Origin of the sequence: Okeania sp. SIO2B3 (genome assembly GCF_010672525.1) — a bacterium.
GTDB lineage: Bacteria > Cyanobacteriota > Cyanobacteriia > Cyanobacteriales > Microcoleaceae > Okeania.
On the sequence record NZ_JAAHGH010000021.1, the window covers coordinates 94,068 to 101,340 of the forward strand.

5 protein-coding genes are annotated in these 7,273 nt (G+C 38.3%); all 5 read right to left on the reverse strand.

Features of this window, described 5'->3' with window-relative positions; all coding sequences use genetic code 11:
* Positions 1 to 31: 31 nt before the first annotated feature.
* The 5 genes from F6K15_RS17380 to F6K15_RS17400 all read right to left on the reverse strand — a co-directional run bounded on the left by F6K15_RS17380 (position 32) and on the right by F6K15_RS17400 (position 6,320).
* Positions 32 to 1,354 carry a YcjF family protein gene (locus tag F6K15_RS17380; RefSeq protein ID WP_293062770.1) on the reverse strand — a complete coding sequence of 441 codons (1,323 nt, stop codon included), beginning with the start codon at positions 1,352 to 1,354 and terminating at the stop codon, positions 32 to 34.
* A 476-nt stretch (positions 1,355 to 1,830) separates the two neighbouring features.
* A complete protein-coding gene (locus F6K15_RS17385) occupies positions 1,831 to 2,943 on the reverse strand; it encodes an AI-2E family transporter (RefSeq protein WP_293062772.1) in 1,113 nt (370 codons plus the stop codon).
* Positions 2,944 to 3,258: 315 nt separating this feature from the next.
* Positions 3,259 to 3,762, reverse strand: a complete 504-nt coding sequence (locus tag F6K15_RS17390; protein WP_293062774.1) for an N-acetyltransferase — start codon at positions 3,760 to 3,762, stop codon at positions 3,259 to 3,261.
* Positions 3,763 to 3,768: 6 nt separating this feature from the next.
* The gene (locus tag F6K15_RS17395; RefSeq protein ID WP_293062776.1) at positions 3,769 to 3,951 is read right to left on the reverse strand and encodes a hypothetical protein; all 183 of its coding nucleotides are present in this window, start codon (positions 3,949 to 3,951) and stop codon (positions 3,769 to 3,771) included.
* A 560-nt stretch (positions 3,952 to 4,511) separates the two neighbouring features.
* The gene (locus F6K15_RS17400; protein ID WP_293062778.1) at positions 4,512 to 6,320 is read right to left on the reverse strand and encodes a sodium:solute symporter family protein; all 1,809 of its coding nucleotides are present in this window, start codon (positions 6,318 to 6,320) and stop codon (positions 4,512 to 4,514) included.
* Between the last annotated feature and the right edge of the window lie 953 nt (positions 6,321 to 7,273).

Consider the following 7,273-nt stretch of genomic DNA (forward strand, 5'->3'; position numbering starts at 1 on the left):
GCTTCATAAAACTATGCTATTTCTCTCAAAATCAACTGATTTTAATCCCTTTAAACCTCTCTTTCGCTGACTCAAACGCTTCCTGCATAACTCCCTGAATTTTCTCTGGGTCTGGCTTTTTCCCACCCATCAAATCTCCGAAATAAACACAAGCACTTTCACCCAACGCCCAAGTATATGCAGCCGCCCAAGAAGCTGCGATCGCGCTACCAAACCCTGGTATAAATTTTACCAACTCTCGTCCCACTGCTTGAGCAACAAAACCGCCACCAATAGCACTAACAACTCCTCCTGCTTGAGATGGCGATATTGTTTGCCCATACAAATTTCCTAATAAACCTACCATCGACACTTGCAAAGCTGTTAATACTGGCATTGTGGCAAAAGGGAGAGGTACTGCTGCTGCGGTGGCTGCCATAATAGTAAATGATAAAATATAACGTCGCCCCACATCTCGATAAATATTGCCCAGTTGTTTGCTTGCTTGTTCGTCTAATAATTGATAAATTGTTCGTGCTTCTGCTTCTGGAAGTAATTCTGCTAAACTATCTCGAAAGGCTTCTAAACCATAAAATACAGGATTGTAGTCATCCTCTTCTAGGGTAAAATCGATAAGTACAGAGCGATCGCTCAACTTCCCAAAGTCTTTCTGAATAGCAACAAAAGCACGGTTTATTTCTTCATATTCTGGAGGATATTCGGGATGGTCGTCAGTAGGGTTAGGATAAACTTCATGGAGACAAGTTACTGCTAAAAGACAGGGAATATTTGGATCTTCTTGTCGCAACTGTTCTGCTATCTGTCGTAACGTATCGGTAGCAAAATCATTTATTTTTACGGTCAAAATCAAAATTCTAGCGCGGTTACTTTCTTGCTGTAACTCTCCAAGGAGTTCGTCAATAATAACTGGTGTTTCCTGTTTTACATCTCCCAACCCCACAGTATCAGTGAAAATCAATAACGGCAAATCGTCGGAGGGATAAGCATAACGTTCGGTATGTTGGGTATGAGGGCGAAATCCTTGACCGACTATTTCTGTGGAAACTCCTGTTAAAGCACGCACGATAGAACTTTTACCTGCTTGGGGTTTACCTATTAATAGTGCTTCGGTGGTGGGAAGTTCTGCGCGTACTTTTGCTAATATTTCGGCTACTTTAGCTTCATCAACGCTAAACCATTCTACTAATGTTTGTGCTGCCCGGTCTACGGGTAACAGTTTCATTACACGGTTGCTGGTATCATTCCAAGCTTCAGCAATACGATTTTTCCAAGAGTCTTTTTTTGTATCTTCAGTCGGTTGATGAAACTGTTCCGAATCAGTTGTTACTTGGTTGATGTCATGTTCCTCAGTCATTGTGAATATAGTGGGTAAATCTTATAAGTGGACTTATTTGAAAGTGATTTGAAATAGATTTTATTCTGATTTTAAGTTTATCATGTGGAGAAGCTGTATAGCAGTCGAAGGAAAGGGCGCGGACATATCAAAAGCTTCAAACTGAAACAACGCCAGATTTTTCCCTCTACCCTCTTCCTTCTTCCTTCTTCCTTCTTCCTTCTGCTATAAATGCTCAGGACTTACGCAGAAACTCTGTATATAGCGAGGGCGCCATTCGGAGCTTTGCGGAACGCAAATACCATTCGCCCCTACAGATAGTGGTTTAAAGGTCAATTTGCGTAAGTCCTGATACTCTATAGCAGTTGAAGGAAAGAGCGTGGACATATCAAAAGCTTCAAACTGAAACAACGCCAGATTTTTCCTTCTTCCTTCTTCCTTCTTCCTTCTTCCTTCTTCCTTCTTCCTTCTTCCTTCTGCTATAAATGCTGAATAGCTTATAAATCAGAGTTAGTATCAGGATCTACTTCTTCTTCAGGTACAGCAACAGTTACTGATTCTAGTTGCTCCTTTGTTTCAGTAATCCCCAACATATCGTCAACAATATCCTTAATAATACTAGCAACAGGAACGGCTAATAAAATTCCGACAAAACCTCCTAACTTGCTTCCGAGAAACACAGCAAATAATAGCCAGATGGGATTTACCCCGACCAGATCCTCCATCACCTTTGGCACAACAATACTATCTACTATCTGCCCTAAAATCAGAGCAATGAAAAATACCTGAAGACCAATTCCCACATCCTGAAGCATGAGAAATACACTGACAGACACCTGCGCGACCGCTCCCATAAAAGGAAGCAGACTAGCCATACCAATTAAAAACCCAAACATTAATCCTAGAGGCACGCCAATGAGGATAAATATTATGGCCAAGACAAAGCTAAAACCCACGGCAATCATTACCTGACCACCAATAAATCGCCTTAGTTTCATCGGTACGTTACTTCTGAGATGATTTTGCCACCAGGGAGAAAACCAATTCATTGCTCCATTCCAAGCAGTTTCACCACCAATGAGTAGAAAAATAGTCAACACCAGGATAAAAAATAGGGTAAGTCCGCTATTTAGACCTCCCAAAAATAGCCCTAATACTCCACTAAACAAAGATTGCAAAATGCCTGTTAGTCGTTGAGTTAATTCTTGCTCAAACTGAGTCAAATCTATCCCCAGTTGGTCAGATATAGGTAAATCGGAAATAATATTTACTAATCCTGAAGCTGATGCTAGAGATTTCGGTAGAAAATCAATGAAATCTACAATTTGTTTAATTAGTGCTGGTATGATTAACAAGCTTAAGCAAATAATGAGTAACAGACCTACCAATAAAACGATTGTCAAGCTCCAAATTCTGGGCAACCTTCGTCTCTGCAAAAACTGCATGGGATAATCTAGCAAAATTGCCAGAATTACTGATAGGAAGAAAATGCTAACCATCGGTTGTAGATAGTTAACAAAAAGTACAAACAGCCAACCATTGAGAAAAAATAGTGGAAACATCAGACCGTTGCGTAACCACTTTGGCAGCTTTACGGGAGATTGATTCATCAGATTGCATCCTCATATTATTGGTATAGCAGAAGGAAGAAGGAAGAAGGAAAAATATTGCTTTGTCTGAGCTTTAAGCTTTTGATCTGCCCTAACCTTTCCTTCGACTGTTATAGTAAGTGAGAGTAGAGACGTTGCATACAACGTCCCTAGAAATCTTGGCGTTGCTGAATTGAAGTATGAATGTGCGATTGTTTGGTTCTCGCCTTCGCCCCCGCGCATCCCCTAAAATGGGGGACCTTGAGAGTTTTATTCCCCCCAAAATTGGGGGGCTAGGGGGGCTTGCATCATACCCAGAAAGCAACGACGAAATTTTCAATTTTCTCTTCCGATATTCTTACCTTTTCCTTCGTTTAAAGATTTTACCATCAACATAGACTCAGACTGAAAACCTAACTTGTGGTAAAGATTAAGAGCAGGTTGATTTGAGACAAATACCTGCAAACCAATTTGCCGATCGCCCCTAGCTTTTGCCCAATTTTCTGCATGGGTAACTAAAGCTGAACCGATACCAAGTCGCCGATGGGGTGGGGAGACATACAACAGAAATACATGAGTTACACGATCGCCCTCAACTTGGTCTATGGCATTCCCCACCCATAGACAACCTATTGGTGAAGTTACAGGTTTCTCCATTTTCTCAACCCACCAAATAGGAGTTTGAATTGATAAATAGCGATCGACTGTTTTGGCAAGATGGCTAAAATTTTGCTCTGGGAAAAGTTCTTGATAAGTCCAATGCATAAATTTAACCAGCATTGCTCTGTCTAGACCGGAACCCCTACGAAGTTGGTAATTTGGAATTAACTTGCTAACCACTGAACATTACCAGAAATGAACATTGGGTGTGGATAGCATTGCCTCTTCTTGAGGAGAACTTAATTCCTCTGTGGGAGCGGGTGCTGCTAGATCCCCTGGTAAAAAGATACGAGCGCTGACTGCTACCATAGCGATTAAAAATATAACTACAACTATGAATGGAGCAATATATTGACGAAAAATTTGCATGGTTTTTGTTTAAGTATTAAATAAGGTACAAATTCACGGAAGTCAAAAGTCAAAAGTCAAAAGTTAAAAGTAAGATTTAACCGCTTCACGGAAGTCAAAAGTTAAAAGTTAAAAGTAAGATTTAACCGCTTCACGGAATTCAAAAGTCAAAAGTTAAAAGCTGGTGGGGAATTAAACCCATAAAAAAACTTTTTCCTCTTCCTGTTCTGTGTTCCCTCTTGACTCAGTAGCAAGGTTTTGTTGGGTTGATCTTTGATATAAGCTACGCTAGCACTACCGTACCGCTACTTGGTGTGCAAGCTACAACCCAACCTAAATTTTTAGGCGTGTCAGTCTACTACATTAATATCATGTCCGGAGAATAGCGTAATAGAAAACTTTCTCCTCCTCCTCTTTCTTATTCTTGCCTCCTTCCTGACTCTTCCCTAGTTATGTATAACTATTGTACCGGAATAATACAGCAAGGAACAAGTTGATGTTTGATATAGACTGCTGATGAACCGTAGCCAAAAATGCTTTTCCTACTGTTGCCTGTTGCCTGTTGCCTGTTGCCTGTTATTTTACAATAAATCATCATCTAATCCTGGTCTTGGCATTGGCAAAATTTTCGATTTATTGAGCTGTCGCAACCAAACCCAACCGAGAACTCCAATAATTAGGAAGATCCAGCCAATGTTTGGCTTGAGCAACAGAAAGCCACCAGTTGCCAAAAGTGCCCCAAATAATAATAGTATAGATGCGAGTACCTTTTGTAAATCTTTTCCTAAATCCTGTGCTGGAGATAAACCTGTTTTCATCCTTTGCTGTTTCCAACCAGGGCCACCGGGAAGTGTTCGTCGATAAAATTCCTCTAAAGTTGCATCAGACTCTCGTGGGGTTAGAAACATTGCTGTTACCCAGAGTAATGTTACGGTGCCAGTAATAAACATAATTCGCAAACCAAAGTCTTCTATTTTGAAAGCAGGAACTAAACTTGTTGTCATTCCTACAAAGAAACTAGCGACAATAGCGGTTAATTCTGCTGCTGCATTCACCCGACACCAAAACCAACGTAAAATTAATACTAATCCCGAACCTGTTCCGATGGCTATTACTAATCTAAATACTGTGGCTACATCTGTTGCTAAAAATGCTGCAATTCCTCCTAAAACTGTTACTAATAAAGAAGAAAGTCGCCCTACCAAAACTAATTGTGGTTGAGTCGCATCAGGTTTAATAAATCTTCTATATAGATCGTTAGTAATAAAAGAAGCTCCCCAGTTAATTGAGGTAGAAACTGTACTCATAAATGCGGCGACTAAAGAGGCAACAACTATACCTAAAATTCCTGGGGAAAGAAATTCAATCATTAATTTGGGATAACCCAATTCTCGGTCTTCTAAATTAGGGTAAATTACAATGGATGCTAGAGCTACTAAAATCCAAGGCCAAGTTCTAATAACATAATGCATGATATTAAATAACCAGGCTGCTTTTTCTGCTTCTGTTTCATTTTTAGCTGCGGCAAATCTTTGTACAAATTCTCCACCTCCATCACTTCGTCGCCAAGACCACCATTGAAGAGCAATATAAGCAAAAAATGTACTGGAAGTTATGCCTGCTGTTTTACTAAAATTAATCAAAGCATCGCCATTTTTACCAATAGTTAAAGGTGAAATGGATAAAATGTCTTTATCTGGCATTACTTCGGGAACTTTTGTAATTAATTCTTGGATTCCTCCCACACTATTAACAGCAAAAAAGGCGACAATAATTGCTCCAAATAGTGCTAAGAAAAATTGGAAAAAGTCTGTGGCAACTACTCCCCATAAACCGGATAAACCAGCATAAATTAATACAAAAATACTGACACCAATAACGCTTAGTAATTTGAGATTATTTTCACTAGCATCAATGCCTAAATTTTGCCAAATTTCTAATGCTTCGACAACTTTAACCATCGCCAACATAGCATAACCAATGGCAATACAATTCATGGGAATAGCAAATATAAAAGCTTTAACTCCTCGGAGAATAGCCGCCATATTTCCACCGTAACGAAGTTCAGTTAATTCTGCATCAGTAATAACTTCGGAACGTCGCCACATTCTGGCAAAAATATAAATCATTATGACATGGGAAATACCAAAAATCCACCATTCCCAATTACCAGCAATTCCTCGGTTAGCTACAACTCCAGTTATATAGAGAGGAGTATCTATAGAGAAAGTTGTAGCTGCCATACTTGTACCAGCTAACCACCAAGGAAGTGATCGTCCAGAAACAAAGAAGTCTGCTAAACTTTTTGAACCTTTGCGAGAAAGATATAGTCCCATCCACATTGTTAAGATGAGATATATTAAAACAATTAGCCAATCAATTAGTTGCATAAATTTGTGTTTAATTAGGAATCTGTGTGTTTGTGACTGTTTTTTGAGCACATAGTTTCAAGTTTAAGAATATCATAGATTTTTGTAGATAAATTTACTGTTTATATTATTTATTTAGATCTAATTTTTTTATCCAAAGTCAGCAAAATATTAGGGTTTTTATCTGTCAAGTTTCTTAGTAAGTAAGTAAAATTAATTTTATATTTATGAAAAGGAATAATTAATTGGCAAGTTATGTATTTGAAGGTGAAAAAATCATAATATTAGGCAGGTTTCATTAATGGATAATGGATAATTGATAATTACCTCTGGTTAAAACCGCTCTTGATTGAATACAAGGAATATTTTCTTTTCTTGGTCGATTGGATATGGCGAGGAAACCTCGCCATCCCACCCTACGGGAAGCTGCGCTTTACATGTTGCGTAGCAAAACGACCGCTTTTTTTTCCCTTAAAAGGGGCGGCTTTAAACCAGAATTATTTAATTATTAATTATTAATTATTAATAATTAATTATTCGGTAAATTAAGTAAAAACCTATAAAAAAATAATATTAGTAATAAATAATGATTCTATCAACCATAATAAAAAACTTTAAAGCGACAAAAATCAATAGAATAATAATGATGAAAAATATTCTTTTTTCCGAAAAATTGTGGTCTAAATCCTCCCCTTTTAAGGAGATAAAAAAGAGCATCTTCCTTATGTAAAGCCTCCTTATTGCAGAGGTACTGATAACTGATAACTGGTAAGCATTCAGCTATAGCAATCAGGAATCAGTTGTGAGAATTTAAGTGTTCCTTAAAAGTACAGAATATAGCAATTATTACATTCATCTGATACGTTTTTCTCTGTTGCCAGTTGCCTAAAAGTTTCCAATATCTCACAACTCAAATCATATTGCTATATTAGCTGTCAGCTATCAGCAACAAGACTCTCCCATATAGGATAGTG

Excerpts from the sequence above, each read along its gene's own strand:
- F6K15_RS17385 (WP_293062772.1), bottom strand. The coding sequence starts at position 2,943 with ATGAATCAATCTCCCGTAAAGCTGCCAAAGTGGTTACGCAACGGTCTG.
- F6K15_RS17395 (WP_293062776.1), bottom strand. The coding sequence starts at position 3,951 with ATGCAAATTTTTCGTCAATATATTGCTCCATTCATAGTTGTAGTTATA.
- F6K15_RS17380 (WP_293062770.1), bottom strand. The coding sequence starts at position 1,354 with ATGACTGAGGAACATGACATCAACCAAGTAACAACTGATTCGGAACAG.
- F6K15_RS17400 (WP_293062778.1), bottom strand. The coding sequence starts at position 6,320 with ATGCAACTAATTGATTGGCTAATTGTTTTAATATATCTCATCTTAACA.